The 12,151-nt window shown below is 67.8% G+C and carries 12 protein-coding genes; 3 read left to right on the top strand and 9 right to left on the bottom strand.

Annotation, left to right across the window (positions count from 1 at the left end; genetic code table 11):
- Window positions 1–29: 29 nt before the first annotated feature.
- Together D3874_RS15285 and trxB are read right to left on the bottom strand one after the other, a co-directional pair.
- Window positions 30–920 carry a LysR family transcriptional regulator gene (locus D3874_RS15285; RefSeq protein WP_119782318.1) on the bottom strand — a complete coding sequence of 297 codons (891 nt, stop codon included), beginning with the start codon at window positions 918–920 and terminating at the stop codon, window positions 30–32.
- Window positions 921–990: 70 nt separating this feature from the next.
- The gene (gene trxB, locus D3874_RS15280; RefSeq protein ID WP_119778847.1) at window positions 991–1,962 is read right to left on the bottom strand and encodes a thioredoxin-disulfide reductase; all 972 of its coding nucleotides are present in this window, start codon (window positions 1,960–1,962) and stop codon (window positions 991–993) included.
- 291 nt (window positions 1,963–2,253) lie between these two features.
- On the opposite strand from trxB, the gene D3874_RS15275 reads away from it, so the two are divergent.
- On the top strand, window positions 2,254–2,754 hold the full coding sequence (locus D3874_RS15275) for an Lrp/AsnC family transcriptional regulator (RefSeq protein ID WP_119782317.1): 501 nt from the start codon (window positions 2,254–2,256) through the stop codon (window positions 2,752–2,754).
- On the top strand, window positions 2,754–3,257 hold the full coding sequence (locus tag D3874_RS15270; RefSeq protein ID WP_119778846.1) for a methylated-DNA--[protein]-cysteine S-methyltransferase: 504 nt from the start codon (window positions 2,754–2,756) through the stop codon (window positions 3,255–3,257). Before D3874_RS15275 ends, D3874_RS15270 begins: the two co-directional genes overlap by 1 nt.
- A gap of 71 nt (window positions 3,258–3,328) precedes the next feature.
- Here the strand turns inward: D3874_RS15270 and D3874_RS15265 are convergent, their stop codons facing one another.
- The 5 genes from D3874_RS15265 to D3874_RS15245 form a co-directional block, all read right to left on the bottom strand.
- Entirely contained in the window at window positions 3,329–3,886 is a 558-nt protein-coding gene (locus tag D3874_RS15265; RefSeq protein ID WP_119778845.1) for a TetR/AcrR family transcriptional regulator, read from the bottom strand.
- Window positions 3,887–3,904: 18 nt separating this feature from the next.
- Window positions 3,905–4,441, bottom strand: a complete 537-nt coding sequence (locus D3874_RS28055; protein WP_147385684.1) for a hypothetical protein — start codon at window positions 4,439–4,441, stop codon at window positions 3,905–3,907.
- Window positions 4,442–4,492: 51 nt separating this feature from the next.
- Window positions 4,493–4,963: a nuclear transport factor 2 family protein gene (locus D3874_RS15255; protein ID WP_119778843.1), complete on the bottom strand. Its 471-nt coding sequence runs from the start codon at window positions 4,961–4,963 to the stop codon at window positions 4,493–4,495.
- 87 nt (window positions 4,964–5,050) lie between these two features.
- Complete coding sequence (gene bla, locus D3874_RS15250) at window positions 5,051–5,869, bottom strand: subclass B1 metallo-beta-lactamase (protein WP_119778842.1); 819 nt, start codon at window positions 5,867–5,869, stop codon at window positions 5,051–5,053.
- Window positions 5,870–6,141: 272 nt separating this feature from the next.
- Complete coding sequence (locus tag D3874_RS15245; protein ID WP_119778841.1) at window positions 6,142–8,175, bottom strand: aminopeptidase P family protein; 2,034 nt, start codon at window positions 8,173–8,175, stop codon at window positions 6,142–6,144.
- A gap of 166 nt (window positions 8,176–8,341) precedes the next feature.
- Between D3874_RS15245 and D3874_RS30435 the strand changes: the two genes are divergently transcribed.
- The gene (locus tag D3874_RS30435; protein WP_233559960.1) at window positions 8,342–8,734 is read left to right on the top strand and encodes a DUF1127 domain-containing protein; all 393 of its coding nucleotides are present in this window, start codon (window positions 8,342–8,344) and stop codon (window positions 8,732–8,734) included.
- A 75-nt stretch (window positions 8,735–8,809) separates the two neighbouring features.
- On the opposite strand, the gene D3874_RS15235 is transcribed toward D3874_RS30435, so the two are convergent.
- Together D3874_RS15235 and D3874_RS15230 are read right to left on the bottom strand one after the other, a co-directional pair.
- On the bottom strand, window positions 8,810–9,691 hold the full coding sequence (locus tag D3874_RS15235) for a 50S ribosomal protein L11 methyltransferase (RefSeq protein WP_119778840.1): 882 nt from the start codon (window positions 9,689–9,691) through the stop codon (window positions 8,810–8,812).
- Window positions 9,692–9,809: 118 nt separating this feature from the next.
- Window positions 9,810–12,149, bottom strand: a complete 2,340-nt coding sequence (locus D3874_RS15230; protein ID WP_119778839.1) for an ATP-dependent helicase — start codon at window positions 12,147–12,149, stop codon at window positions 9,810–9,812.
- Window positions 12,150–12,151 lie beyond the last annotated feature (2 nt).

The raw sequence follows: 12,151 nt of genomic DNA, 5'->3' as shown, positions 1-12,151 counted from the left end.
ATCGAGACGCGGGCGAAGCCGAATGGGGCTCAAAAGCCCCATTCGGCGACCTTGCGCAGCATGAAGTCGCGGAACACCGCGATACGCTTGGTGTCGCGCAGTTCTTCGGGATAGACGAAATAGGTGTCGAAGGTGGGGCCGGCATAGTCCGGCAGCACCTGGGTCAGCTTGGTATTGCCGCGCGCCACGTAGTCGGGCAGGGCGGCGACGCCCAGCCCCGACTCGACGGCCAGCATCAGGGCATAGATGTTGTTCACCGTGAAGATCGGCTTGCGCTGCTTCGACAGGTCGGCGGTCTTGTTGAGCAGCCAGTTCACGTCCGCCAGCGGCTGGGGCACGGCCGCGCCGTAGACCAGGATGGCGTGGTTGTCGAGATCCTCGATGCTCTTGGGCGCGCCGTGGCGCTTGATGTAACTGGGTGCGGCATAGAGGTGATTGGTCACCTGCACCAGGCGGCGTTGCACCAGGTCGGCCTGGACGGGGGCGCGGAAGCGGATGGCGATATCGGCCTCGCGCATGCCCAGGTCCAGCTCGTCGTCGTCCAGGATCAGGTGCACCCGGATATCGGGGTAGAGATCCGCGAATTCCTTGATGCGCGGGGTCAGCCACAGCATGCCGAAGCTGACCGTGGTGGTGACGCGCAGTTCGCCGCGTGGCTTGTCCTTGGAATCCGCCAGCATGGCCTCGGCCATGGCCAGCTTGGCAAAGACGTCGTGGGCGGTGCGGAACAGCAACTCGCCCTGTTCGGTCAGGATCAGGCCGCGGGCATGGCGGTGGAACAGCGAGACCTTGAGGCTTTCCTCGAGCGCGCTGATCTGCCGGCTGACCGCCGATTGCGACAGGTTCAGCACTTCGCCCGCATGGGTGAAGCTGCCGGCCTCGGCGACGGCGTGAAAAATTCTGAGCTTGTCCCAATCCATCATCGCGCGTCCCCCTGTCGCGCCCGATCCGCCCGGCGGCTGGTCGTGCCTCGAGGCTTCTCTTGCCTGTTCACTCGGCTGCTGCCGCCTGGGCTTCGTGCTCGTGCTCGCCCAGGAAGCGCTCGGCCTCCAGGGCGGCCATGCAGCCCATGCCGGCGGCGGTTACGGCCTGCCTGAAGATCTTGTCCTTCACGTCACCCGCGGCGAAGACGCCGGGCACGGCGGTTGCCGTCGAGTCCGGCGCGGTCAGCAGATAGCCCTGCTCGTCCATCGGCAGCTTGCCCTTGAACAGCTCGGTCGCCGGCGTGTGACCGATGGCGACGAAGACGCCGTCGGTTGCCAGGTCCGAGATCGCCCCGGTCCCCACATTGCGCAGGCGCACGCCGGTGACGCCCGGCGGATCGTCGCCGCCGACGATCTCGGCAATCTCGCTGTTCCAGGCGACCGAGATCTTGGGATGCGCCAGCAGGCGGTTCTGGTTGGTCTTGTCTGCCCGCAATTCGCCGCGGCGGTGGATCAAGGTCACCTTGGTCGCGTGGTTGGTCAGGTACAGCGCCTCTTCGACCGCCGTGTTGCCGCCGCCCACCACCACGACCTCCTTGCCGCGATAGAAGAAGCCGTCGCAGGTGGCACAGGCCGAGACGCCAAAGCCCTGGAACTGCTGTTCCGACGGCAGGCCCAGCCATTTGGCGCTGGCCCCGGTCGCGATGATCAGGGTGTCGGCCGTGTATTCGGTGCCGGAATCGCCTTTCAGGCGGAACGGACGGCGCGACAGGTCGACCTCGGTGATGATGTCGTCGATCAGGGTGGTGCCGACGTGGCGCGCCTGCGCCTCCATCTGCTCCATCAGCCAGGGGCCCTGGATCACTTCGGCAAAGCCCGGGTAGTTCTCGACCTCGGTGGTGATGGTCAACTGGCCGCCCGGAGTCAGGCCGCGGACCAGCACGGGGTCCAGGCAGGCGCGCGCGGCATAGATCGCCGCGGTGCAGCCCGCCGGACCGGAACCAATGATCAGCACCTTCGCATGGCGGCGCTCGGACATCGTCTACACTCCGAAATTCGATACCCCGGGATCGGGGCCGCCGCCGGCTCCTGGCGGACTGGGCGAGAGAATCGCTTATATGGGACGCTCTGCACAGACTATGATATGCGCTAGCCGCATGGCCCGCCAAGAGGCGCCGCGCGCCTTCCGCGCAATCGCTTGACGGCGGCGGATTCTGGCGTCTAATCCCCCGCGCGTCGACGAAATCTCGACGCATTGGGCAGGCAAAGTGAAATTTTCTTTCGTCCAGCGGTCCTCGGCACAATAATGGCGGTGCCGCAGGGGGAGTTCATGACCAAGGTAAAGCTCGACGACATCGATTTGCAGATCCTCGAGCATTTGCAGGCAGACGGCCGCATGACGAATGTCGATCTGGCCCGCCAAGTCGGGATTTCCGCCCCGCCCTGCCTGCGCCGGGTCCGCGCGCTCGAGGAGTCGGGCTTCATCAAGGGCTACCACGCCGAGGTCGATGCCGAATCGCTGGGCTTCGAGGTCACGGTCTTCGCCATGGTCGGCCTCGCCTCCCAGGCCGAGACCGACCTGGTCGCCTTCGAGGAGCGGGTCCGCGCCATGCCGCTGGTGCGCGAATGCTGGATGCTGAACGGCGAAATCGACTTCATTCTGAAAATCGTCGCCCGCGACCTGGCGGAATTCCAAGGCTTCCTGACCCGCGAGCTGACGCCCGCCCCCAATGTCGCCAGCGTCAAGACCAGCTTCACCATTCGCAACGGCAAGCATGCGCCGGGCGTGCCCTTCGGCCTGTCGCCCCGGCCGCCGCACCGCGGCCGCTGATGTTTCTCGACCGGCTGGAGACGCCGATCGGGCAAGCCCTGCTGGTGACCGATGGCGAGGGGCGCCTGTGTGCCCTCGACTGGGCGGATTACGAGGCGCGCATGGTGCTCCTGCTGTGCCGGCAGGTCGGTCCGGTGGCGATCGAGCCGGGTGCCGCCCCCAAAGCCATCCGCCATGCCCTCGAGCGCTATTTCGCCGGCGACCTGGGCCGGCTCGACACCGTTCCCTACCACCTGGGCGGCACGCCGTTCCAGCGCGAGGTCTGGTCCGCCCTGCGCACCGTCCCGGCAGGCGAAACGCTGACCTACGGCGCGCTCGCCGCCCGCCTCGGCCGGCCCCGGGCCATGCGCGCGGTGGGCCACGCCAATGGTGCCAACCCCATCAGCGTGGTCGTGCCCTGCCACCGCCTGATTGGCGCCGACGGTTCCTTGACCGGCTACGGCGGCGGCATCGCCCGCAAGCGCTGGCTGCTGACCCACGAGGGCGCTGCCCTAAGCGCTTAACCTCCACCGTCATTCCGGCGAAGGCCGGAATCCATTGAGACGTCGCGCGCTGCCCAGGAATGACGGCTGGGTCAGACCCCCAACCGCTCCTGAAGGCGGCGCAGGGCGCGCTCGAATGTGCCGGGATCATCCAGCGCCCGGGTCAGCACCAGTGCGCCCTGGATCGCCAGGACGGTTTCCTCCGCCTGGTCGCGGGCGGTCTCTTGGGCCCGGCCCGCCCGCACCAGGGCCTCGGCGAGCGCCTCGCCCCAGGCCGCGAAATAGGCATTGATGCGCGCTGCGAAGCGATCGCGCACGTCGCTCAGGGCAAAGGCGCCCACCAGGCACACGCGCCGGCCCGAGCGGAAATAAGCGTCGACCGACGTGAACATGTCAGCGATGGCCCGCGCCGGATCGGCCGCCTCGCGCAGGGGGCGATAGACCTGGGCCTCGAACCAGCCGTCGATCTCGTCCAGCACCGCCGCCGCCATTTCCTCTTTCCCGCCGGGGAAGAAGTTGTAGAGGCTGCCCTTGCCCAGGCCGGTGCGGGCCGTAATCAGGGCAAGGCTGGTCCCCTCGAAGCCATGCTCGCGAAAGACTTCGGCCAGGGCGGGAATGACATCGGCGCGTTCGGCGACGGTTTTCGGCATCAAGGCTCCTGTCGGGAATCAGATCAGCGCGCCGTCCTCGTACCTGAAACGATAGGCGGCGTTGTTGAAATCCCGCGCTTCGATACATGCTGGCCTCAACGCAAACTCGCCCGTGAAAATATCTCGCCCGCCCGCCTGCCAGAGGATGTCGCCGTCGGCCGACAGCCGGGAGATCTGCAATTCTCCGTGGCAAATCAGGGCACTATGTGCCGTGGAAAAATGCAGGCCGAAACACATGACGGCATCAGCCTCGACCGCCCGGAGCATTACGAAGGGGTTTAGGGAAAAGCAGGCAATCCTGCTGCCGAGAGCGATATGCAGGCGGTCTCCCCAGACAAGGGCTGAATGTGAATGAATAGGCATCGCTCGATCAACGCCAATAACGACGATGGGATCGCCATCGACGATTATCCCGTAGCTGGCGCGCACCGATCCGTCGCACAGATTGTGCTCGCGTCGATAGGCTCGGGAATTATCGGCCGAACCGAATGAATGCATTGGCTCGTTCACGATCTGGATATCGCCGATGGGGGACGAGAGCGTCAACGGAGCCATAGCGCAAGTCCTTGCCTCGGATTGTTGTCTTTCGGGGTTTGTGCTTGCCCGCTAAAGACCCAACTCGGTCAGGCCGGGATGATCGGCCGGGCGCGGTCCCGCCGGCCACAGGAATTTGCGCTCGGCTTGCGTGATGCGGACATCGTTGATGCTGGCCTCGCGCCGGCGCATCAGGCCCCGTTCGTCGAATTCCCACTGCTCGTTGCCATGGGCGCGGAACCAGTTGCCCGAGTCGTCGTGGTATTCGTACTGGAAGCGCACGGCGATGCGGCTCTCGTGGAAGGCCCACAATTCCTTGATCAGGCGGTAGTCGAGTTCGCGCGCCCATTTGCGGGTCAGCAACTCCACGATGGCCGGGCGGCCCTGGATGAATTCCGCCCGGTTGCGCCAGCGGCTGTCCGGCGTGTAGGCCAGCGAGACCCGGAGCGGATCGCACGTGTTCCAGGCATCCTCGGCCAGGCGGGCCTTCAGCGTGGCGGTCTCGACGGTGAAAGGCGGCAGGGGCGGGCGTTCATCGGCCACGGCGCAGCTCCATGTTTGTACCAATCAGTACATAATTTACTGGTCGGTACAAACATGTCAAGCAAGCAGGTGCGAGCCTGCCGAGAATCAGCCGGCGGCGGTGGTGCTCGCCAGGGCCAGGCTGTGGGTCAGCAGGCTGCCATCACCGACCGGGCCATGGCCGGGCACCACGATGGCCGGGTGGCCGAAACGGCTGACCAGGTTGCCCAGGGCGTTGGGCCAGGTGGCCAGGTCGGCATCCGCCAGGTGGCCCAGGGTGCTGGCACTGGCCGGGCGGACCATGCAGCCGCCGTACAGCAGGTCGACATCCTCGAGATAGACCACCGTGTTGTCGCGGGTGTGGGCGCCACCGGGGTGGAACAGCTCGATCTGGCGGTCGCCGATCTCGAAGGCCATGGCTTCGCCGATCCAGCTTTCGGTCGGCACGGCCAGGCCGCGGCTCATGGCGGCGGCGACCGTGGTTTCGTGCGCCATGCTGCGCTCGCCCCGCCGGTTGATCAGGCCGAGCCCGCCCAGCCGGTCGACATGGGCATGGGTCGCATAGACGAGGAGGGGGGCGCCGCTGGTCAACTGGTCGATCCGCTCGATCAGCAGGGCGGTGTCGGCTTCGGTCCAGGCGGTATCGATCATCAGCGCGCCGTTGCGCCCGACCACGACCAGGCCGTTGGACGGCACCAGGCCGTCGGCGGTCACCGCCCAGGAGGTATGAAGATAGACGCCGTCGGCGATCCGCTCGATGGTCGGGGCCGGGGTCTCATCGGCCGCGCGCAGGGCCTCGGCCGCAGTACCGGCGAGCACGACCCGGCTGGTCAAGGCCGCGCCGACGCAGCACAGGCAGCCGGCCAGAAAGCGCCGCCGCAAGGGCTCGTAATAGGCATCGCCACCATGGCGGACACGCTGTTTCATGGCGATTGCCTCCCCTTAGCCCGGTTGAGAGCGGCCGCAACCTGATCCGCCCATCGGGCGCTGGTCGGGCGAGAATGGGGCAAGATCGTGACGGTGCCGGGGTAAGCACAAAGACAAGCCCTCTCCTCCTGGGAGGAGAGGGTTGGGTGAGGAGGGTGGTCGACATAGGGCGCAGTCTCGCCCGCGACCACCTCACCCTTCCCATTGCTGGCGCAATGGGCCCCTTCCCTCTCCCCCGCAAGCGGCGAAGAGGGATCATGTTGGGGACCGGATCAAAGCGGCGCGGTGGCCGCCTCCAGCCAGGCGTGCGCCTCGCCGTCCACCAGCGGGCCGACCTCGGCCAGCACCCGGGCGTGATAGGCGTTGACCAGCGCCTTCTCGCGGTCGTCGAGCAGGGCGGTGTCGATCAGGCGGCGGTCATAGGGCACTACGGTCAGGGTCTCGAAGCCCAGCATTTCGCGCTCGGCCCCCTGCACATCAGGCAGGCGGGTGACCGCGATCAGGTTTTCGATGCGGATGCCGTAGGCCCCGGTCTTGTAGTAGCCCGGCTCGTTGGAGACGATCATGCCCTGCTGCAGGGCGACGGTGTTGGCGACCTTGGAGATCCGGTGCGGGCCTTCGTGGACGCACAGGAAACTGCCCACGCCATGGCCGGTGCCGTGGTCGTAATCGAGGCCGGCCGCCCACAGCGGCGCGCGCGCCAGCACGTCGAGCTGGCTGCCGGTGGTGCCCTGCGGGAAGCGCGCCGACCCCAGCGCCAGATGACCTTTCAGCACGCGGGTATAGCGGTCGCGGTGCTCCGGGCTGGGCCTGCCGATCGCCATGGTCCGGGTGATGTCGGTCGTGCCGTCGGGATACTGGGCACCGGAATCGAGCAGCAGCAGGTTGCCCGGTTCCAGGGTCTTGGCCGTTGCCGGCGACGCCCGGTAGTGGACGATCGCGCCATTGGCGCCGAAACCGGCGATGGTATCGAAGCTGGGGCCGCGGAAGTGGCCGTGCGCCCGCCGGAACGAGGCCAGGCGGTCCACCACGTCCAGCTCGTCCAGCCTCTCGCCCGCCGCCACGGCACCGTCCAGCCAGGCCAGGAAGCGCACGATGGCGCCGGCGTCGCGGACATGGGCGGCCCTGGTGCCGCGCAGTTCCGCCTGGTTCTTCAGGGCCCGGGGCAGGGCGCAAGGGTCCAGCCCCAGCGAGACCTTGCCGCCTGCCGCCTCGACCCGGTCCGCCAGCCAGGCGGCGCCCGTCGCCTGGTCGATGCGAAGGGTGGTGCCGCCCTGCGCCAGCCTGTCCAGCGTCGGGCCCAGGGCGTCGGGGGTGGCCAGGGTCACCCGGTTGCCGAGATGGGCGCGGGTGGCCGCGGTGATCTTGGCCGGCTCGACGAACAGCCGGACCTGGCCGCCCTCGGCCGTGTCGAGGATGGCAAAGCCCAGGCTGAGCGGGTTGTTGGGCACGTCCAGGCCGCGCACGTTCAAGAGCCAGGCCAGGCCGTCGGGCGCGCTGATCACGGCGGCATCGACACCTTCCGCGGCCAGGCCTGCGGCCAGGCGGGTGATCTTCGACTCGTGTGCCTCGCCCGCGAAGGCCAGCGCGTGGGGGCGCATCACCGACAGGGGCGCCGGCGGCCGGTCGGCCCAGACCGCATCGATCGGGTTGCCGTCGGTCGGGACCAGCCTGGCGCCGACCGCGGCCAGCGCCTTGCTCAGGGACGCGGCGCTGCCGCGGGTGTGCAGCCAGGGATCGTAACCGATGATATCGCCGGCCTTCACCGCGCCGGGCAACCAGGCTGCGGGCGGCTCCTCGATCAGGTGATGGGGTTCGAACAGGGCGATGTCGACCTGGTCGCGCACCTGCAGGGTATAGCGGCCATCGACGAAAATTGCCGCCCGCTCGGCCAGGACCACGGCCATCCCGGCCGAACCGCCGAAGCCGGTCAGCCAGGCCAGGCGCTGGGTGGCGGGCGGGATATATTCGCCCTGGTGCTCGTCGGCCATGGGCACCAGAAAGCCGGTGAGGCCGCGCCGCGCCATCTCCGCGCGCAAGGCGGCGAGACGGGCGGCCGAGGCGGCCTTGCCCGCCTCGATCGAGGCCAGCAGGCGCGGCCGGGCGCTGCCCACCAGGGCGGCGATCGAGGCGATCTCGTCGCCCCGTGCGTCAGGGGCGACTGCCGCGGCGATCTCGTCGGGATTGTCCGACGCGGCGGCTGCCGCGGCGGCGAGCCGATCGGCCAGGGCCTCGGGCGCGTGCAGCCGGCCGGCCAGGCTGCGCAGCGCGGCGGGATCAAAAATGACGTCGGTCAAAAGCTTCATGTGAGCGCCTCATGGCAGGTCGGCGTTAGAGGTATGCGTGTAGTGGGACGATAAAAAGTTTCCAATGCGCCTGGCGCATAGCTCTCCTGTCCGGCCCCCCTGCCTGAAGTCGTGCTGCACTGCCATATTCCTTCTCGACGGTAACGCCAACCAACAGGAGTAACAAATGGCTTACTTGCTGACGGGTACGGCGTCACGGTCGCATGTTGGGCATGGGCTCAATGGCGCTCCTGAGTACACCGCGGATCTGACGCTTGTGACAGCGCGGATTGCACCGCTGGTTGGACTTGGCATTTTCATCTCGGAGGTTCTGATGCTTGTCGCGAAGGGTCCCATGATGGTTGTGCAGGCGCTGAAGAGCTTGATCGCGCGTCAGCGCGTCCATGCCGAGTTGACAGCTCTCGATGACCGCCTCCTTGCCGATATCGGCATCGATCGCGGCCAGATCGACCGCGTCGCCGCCGGCCTGGTCCGGCGTGGTGCTGCTGTGCCGGCGACGGCGAAGGTGGCGATCAATGGTGTGGCGAACGAGAATTCGCCCCGTCATCTCGCGGCCTGAAGCACCCGGTGCATCCGACGATGCACCGAAACATTGTGACGTGATGCCGGTCTGGGCGATCCTGACCTCCCCGCCTCAGCGGGCGAGGGTCAGGGTCGCCCAGCCCTCTTTTACCGTCCGCTCCACCAGGTAGAGGCCGCGCGTCCGATAGGCGGACAGCACCATGGCCTCCTGAGTCGCGAGCAGCCCCGACAGAACCACCACCCCATTGCCCGCCAGGGCGCCCTCGATCTGGGCTGCCAGCAGCATCAGCGGCCGCGCCAGGATGTTGGCGATGATCAGGTCGAAGCGGCCCGCCGCCTTGACCTGCCGCTCGGTCATGCCGTCCGCGGTGGTGTAGAGCGCCGCGTCCCACAGCCCGTTCTTGGCCGCATTGTCCCTGGCGGTTTCGACCGCCACCGGGTCGATATCGGTCGCCCACAGCACGGCGGGATGCCACAATTTCTCGGCCGCCATGGCCAGGATGCCGGAGCCGCAGCCGACATCGATGACCTTGTCGAACCGCCGCCGCCGGGCCAGGCGCTCCAGCGCCAGGACGCAGCCCGAGGTGGTGGCATGGCGGCCGGTCCCGAAGGCGAGGCCCGCCTCGATTTCCAGCGCGATCGCCGAGACCGGCGGGACCTCGGGCGCGTCGGGGCCATGGATCCAGAAGCGGCCAATCGGCAGGGGCTTCAGGATCTTCTGGGTCTCCGACACCCAGTCGACATCGGGCAGCACCCGCCACTCGATCTCAGGCAGGTCGATGCCGGCGATGCCGGCGGCCTGTTCCAGCGCCTGCGCCAGGGCGCCGTCGTCGCCGCCCGGCGCCAGCAGGGCTTCCAACTCCCAGGTGGCGCCGTCGTCGCGGGTGATGCTCGACAGCGCAACCACCACATCCGACAGCATCAGTTCGAACGCCGCCACGGCCTCCGGCGGCAGGATCAGCCGCGCCTCGATCAGGCCTGCGGAGTCGCTCATGCCGGCACCCCAAAATCGTCATCCCGGCGAAGGCCGGGATCCATTCCGGGGCAGCGCGCGATGTCGCAATGGATCCCGGCCTTCGCCGGGATGACGCTGAATGGAGATCTCATGATCCTCACGCCTTGGTGACGAAGCTGGCGATCACCTTCTTCGTCCCCGCTTTCTCGAAATTGATGTCCAGCTTGTTACCGTCGATATGGCTGATGCGGCCATAGCCGAACTTCTGGTGGAACACCCGTTCGCCCGCCTTGAAGTCGCCGCCGGCATCGCTCGACGTCACATAGTCGGCGTTCAGGTCCAGGGTGCGGGGGCCGACGCGCGGGGCCGGGCCGGCGGCCCGGTTCTGCGCCGCCCGCTGGAACCCGGGGCTGAGTCCGCGTGAGCCGAACAGGTCGCTGTCGTTCATCGCCGGGGTGAAACCGCCGCGCTCGGACAGGCCGCCCCACAGGCCGGGCCGGGCCTCCACCTGGGCATGGTCGCCCGGCAGCTCGTCGATGAAGCGCGAGGGGATGGCGCTCTGCCACTGGCCGTAGAGGCGGCGGTTGGCGGCGTGGCTGACGATCGCCTTCTCCCGCGCCCGGGTCAGGCCGACATAGGCCAGGCGGCGCTCCTCTTCGAGGCCAGCCAGGCCGTTCTCGTCCATGCTGCGCTGGCTGGGGAACAGGCCCTCCTCCCAGCCGGGCAGGAAGACCACGGGAAATTCCAGGCCCTTGGCGCCGTGCAGGGTCATCAGGGTGACCATGTCCTGGGTGCCGTCGCCGCGCTCGATCTCCATGACCAACGCGACATGCTCGAGGAAGGCGGTCAGGTTCTCGAAGCCTGCCAGGGCATCGATCAATTCCTTGAGGTTGTCCAGCCGGCCCGGCGCTTCGGCCGACTTGTCGGCCTGCCACATCGCGGTGTAGCCGGATTCGTCCAGAATGGTCTGCGCCAGTTCGGTATGCGGCAGGTCGCCGCCGATGGCGCGCCAGCGCTCGAAGCCGGTCATGAGGTCGCGCAGGGCGCTGCGTGGCCGGGGCTTCATCTCGTCGGTCTCGACGATCAGGCCGGCGGCCCGGTGCAGCGAGATGCCCCGGCCGCGCGCCAGGACGTGCAACTGCTGGATCGTAGCGTCGCCCAGGCCGCGCTTGGGGACATTGACGATGCGCTCGAAGGCCAGGTCGTCGTCGGGCTGCACGGTGACGCGGAAATAGGCCAGGGCATCGCGGATTTCCTGGCGCTCGTAGAAGCGTGGGCCGCCGATCACCCGGTAGGGCAGGCCGACCGCGACGAAGCGCTCCTCGAAGGCGCGGGTCTGGGCGCCGGCGCGTACCAGGATCGCCATCTCGGCCAGCTTGCGGCCATGGCCGCGCATGCCCTCGATCGCGTCCGAGATGCCGCGCGCCTCTTCCTCGCCGTCCCAATAGCCGGTGACCTGGACCTTCTCGCCCAACGCGTCCTCGGTCCACAGGGTCTTGCCCAGGCGCCCCTCGTTGGCCTTGATCAGGCCGGACGCCGCCCCCAGGATATGCCCGGTCGAGCGATAATTGCGCTCCAATCGGATCACCTTGGCACCGGGAAAGTCACTCTCGAAACGCAGGATGTTGCCCACCTCGGCGCCACGCCAGCCGTATATCGACTGATCGTCATCGCCGACACAGCAGACGTTACGCCAGCGCTGGGCCAGCAGGCGCAGCCACAGGTATTGGGCGACGTTGGTGTCCTGGTATTCGTCGACCAGGATGTATTTGAAGCGCCGCTGCCACTGTGCCAGGATCTCGGGCTCGCGCTGGAAGATCGTGATGTTGTGCAGCAGCAGGTCGCCGAAATCGGCGGCGTTGAGGGTCGCCAGGCGTTCCTGGTAGGCGGTGTAGAGTTCCCTGCCCCGGCCGTCGGCGAAGCTGTGGTTGTCTTCCGGGTTCAGCCTGTCGGGGGTGAGGCCACGGTTCTTCCAGCGGTCGATCAGGCCGGCCAGGGCACGGGGCGGGTTGCGCTTCTCGTCCAGGCCCGCGGCACTGATCAACTGCTTGAGCAGGCGCAACTGGTCGTCGGCGTCCAGGATGGTGAAATTGGGTTTGAGGCCCACCAGCTCGGCATGGCGGCGCAGGATGCGCGCGGCGATCGAATGGAAGGTCCCCAGCCAGGACAGGCCGTCGGCCACGCCGCCGATCAGTTGCGCGATGCGGTGCTGCATCTCGCGCGCCGCCTTGTTGGTGAAGGTCACCGACAGGATCTGGCCCGGCCAGGACTTGCCGGTGCCGAGCAGGTGGGCGATGCGCGTGGTCAGCACCCTTGTCTTGCCGGTGCCCGCCCCGGCCAGCACCAGCACGGGGCCGTCGGTCGCCTCGACCGCGGCGCGCTGCTGCGGGTTCAGGCCCTCGAGATAGAACGGCTCCAGGATCGGCGCCGGGGCGCCGGGCGCCGCCGACGGCTCGGTGTCATCCCAGTTGGCGGGATCGAACGGATCATTGCTCATGG

The organism is Oleomonas cavernae (assembly GCF_003590945.1).
GTDB lineage: Bacteria > Pseudomonadota > Alphaproteobacteria > Zavarziniales > Zavarziniaceae > Zavarzinia > Zavarzinia cavernae.
Note: the sequence above shows the minus strand (reverse complement) of the source record. Positions and strands in the feature narration are given on the sequence as shown.

Bases quoted from the DNA above. Each gene is read 5' to 3' on its own strand.
- D3874_RS15285 (WP_119782318.1), bottom strand. From the start codon at position 920: ATGGATTGGGACAAGCTCAGAATTTTTCACGCCGTCGCCGAGGCCGGC.
- trxB (WP_119778847.1), bottom strand. From the start codon at position 1,962: ATGTCCGAGCGCCGCCATGCGAAGGTGCTGATCATTGGTTCCGGTCCG.
- D3874_RS15275 (WP_119782317.1), top strand. From the start codon at position 2,254: ATGACCAAGGTAAAGCTCGACGACATCGATTTGCAGATCCTCGAGCAT.
- D3874_RS15270 (WP_119778846.1), top strand. From the start codon at position 2,754: ATGTTTCTCGACCGGCTGGAGACGCCGATCGGGCAAGCCCTGCTGGTG.
- D3874_RS15265 (WP_119778845.1), bottom strand. From the start codon at position 3,886: ATGCCGAAAACCGTCGCCGAACGCGCCGATGTCATTCCCGCCCTGGCC.
- D3874_RS28055 (WP_147385684.1), bottom strand. From the start codon at position 4,441: ATGGCTCCGTTGACGCTCTCGTCCCCCATCGGCGATATCCAGATCGTG.
- bla (WP_119778842.1), bottom strand. From the start codon at position 5,869: ATGAAACAGCGTGTCCGCCATGGTGGCGATGCCTATTACGAGCCCTTG.
- D3874_RS15245 (WP_119778841.1), bottom strand. From the start codon at position 8,175: ATGAAGCTTTTGACCGACGTCATTTTTGATCCCGCCGCGCTGCGCAGC.
- D3874_RS30435 (WP_233559960.1), top strand. From the start codon at position 8,342: ATGGCTTACTTGCTGACGGGTACGGCGTCACGGTCGCATGTTGGGCAT.
- D3874_RS15235 (WP_119778840.1), bottom strand. From the start codon at position 9,691: ATGAGCGACTCCGCAGGCCTGATCGAGGCGCGGCTGATCCTGCCGCCG.
- D3874_RS15230 (WP_119778839.1), bottom strand. From the start codon at position 12,149: ATGAGCAATGATCCGTTCGATCCCGCCAACTGGGATGACACCGAGCCG.